The sequence below is a fragment of the Armatimonas sp. genome, from assembly GCF_031410135.1.
Classification (GTDB): domain Bacteria; phylum Armatimonadota; class Armatimonadia; order Armatimonadales; family Armatimonadaceae; genus Armatimonas.
On record NZ_JANNYP010000502.1, the window covers coordinates 1 to 1,511 of the forward strand.

5 protein-coding genes are annotated in these 1,511 nt (G+C 59.4%); all 5 read left to right on the top strand.

Features of this window, described 5'->3' with window-relative positions:
* A partial coding sequence (locus RMO15_RS18645; RefSeq protein ID WP_309715187.1) for an SWIM zinc finger family protein occupies positions 1 to 295 on the top strand: 295 nt, incomplete at its 5' end.
* The gene (locus RMO15_RS18650) at positions 286 to 495 is read left to right on the top strand and encodes a hypothetical protein (RefSeq protein ID WP_309715189.1); all 210 of its coding nucleotides are present in this window, start codon (positions 286 to 288) and stop codon (positions 493 to 495) included. The genes RMO15_RS18645 and RMO15_RS18650, both read left to right, overlap by 10 nt.
* Positions 492 to 785: a hypothetical protein gene (locus RMO15_RS18655; protein WP_309715191.1), complete on the top strand. Its 294-nt coding sequence runs from the start codon at positions 492 to 494 to the stop codon at positions 783 to 785. The genes RMO15_RS18650 and RMO15_RS18655 overlap by 4 nt, the downstream gene beginning before the upstream one ends.
* 2 nt (positions 786 to 787) lie before the next feature.
* Positions 788 to 1,138, top strand: coding sequence for a hypothetical protein (locus RMO15_RS18660; protein ID WP_309715193.1), 351 nt, complete (start codon positions 788 to 790; stop codon positions 1,136 to 1,138).
* A gap of 9 nt (positions 1,139 to 1,147) precedes the next feature.
* On the top strand, positions 1,148 to 1,511 hold a 364-nt coding region (locus RMO15_RS18665), incomplete at its 3' end, for a hypothetical protein (protein WP_309715195.1).

A 1,511-nucleotide genomic window follows, 5' to 3' on the forward strand; every position in this document is an offset into this window, starting at 1 on the left:
CCTCGATGCTCACCGCTACCTGGTTCGCTCGAATCACGGTGGCACTTACACGGTGGATCGCGAGGCGGACACGTGCTCCTGCCCCTTCTTTGAGAAGCACGGTGGGCGCTATCCCTGCAAGCACACACTGGGCTGGAAGAAGCTCCTGCTGACGCAACGAGCGGCTATCCAGGCACTCAGCGCACGCTGGGAGAACGTTCCTCTTGAGGAAGGCGTCCGGCAGGTTCAGGAAGGCATCGTAGAAGCCGTCTCGGCGCAGATTCAGAAGCATGGAGGATCTCCCTCATGTCCCTGACTATCTCGCGCTACAAGGGCGGCAGGAACTGGGCGGTGCGAGAAGCCGACACCGGCTCTCTCGTGGTCGTCACGGTCTACCGTAAGGGTGCCGTCGAGGTCGTTAGGCGGCTCACGGGCAGGGTTCCGGAGCCAACAAGGCGACAGCGACGCGAGACCTTCGTTTACGAGGCCAAAAACCCTTTGGAGGTGACTTCATGAGTGGCTACACGCGGCCCATTAAGTTCCTCCTAGGCAAGGTCTTCCTGACTCCAGCAGCAATGGAGGCTCTCATCCACAACGACGAAGAGCTGATTCACCTGCTCAAGCGTCACCGTGAAGGTGACTACGGCGCGGAGATGGCCTACGACGACCGCGTCGTGAATGAGGAATCCATCAAGCGCGGTGGACGGGTTTTATCCCAATACACGCTCCGAGATGGCACGGTTCTCAGTGTCGTCACGGAGGCTGGCTGGCAAGAGACGACCTGCCAGATACGAGAGGAGAGTTGACGATGAATACGCTCAAAGCTCCACTCTTCCCCACGGGAGAGTTCCTGGTGACACCGGGGGCGCTCCTAGCCTCCATTGCTTGCCAGGCGAACCTGGAGGGCTATCTAGCAAGGCACGCACGCGGTGACTGGGGCGTTCTAGATGCCCATGACCGCTGCGTGAACGAGGAGGCGCTCCGAAACGGGCACCGAATCCTCTCCGCCTACGACCTCCCCGCATACACAGTGGCTAGTGCAGACACAGCAAGCCACACAGACAACGCAAGCGGCGGTGGCCAGACCTCCATTCGGATCTGGATCATCACCGACGCTGACCGGCGCAGTTCGACAGTTCTGCTCCCCGACGAGTATTGAGGAAAAAACATGAAGAAAGTCACGGACGAGACCTACGCTCTTACGGGTGCAGGAGCCGTTCAGAAAGCCCGCTTTCGCCTCTTCCTTCCGGAGGAGTCGGATAGCGAGAAAAGCGTTGTCTTGGTTCTGAGCTACGCGCTTCAGAACCCGAGCGTCCCGGTGCCTGACTGGGTATCGGCGCTCATCGCTCAGACCATTCAAGCACTGCACCAACAAGGTCAGCGCTATCTGGTCTTCGTACATTGTGCTGAGGAAGTAGGCATCGTCGAGTGGGAGTTCCCGGAGGGAAAACCCATCAGACCTTGCTCACCATCCATACAGCCTTGCTACCGGCGCTCATCGGTTTCGAAGCTGGAGGGCTTTGTCGGCGAGC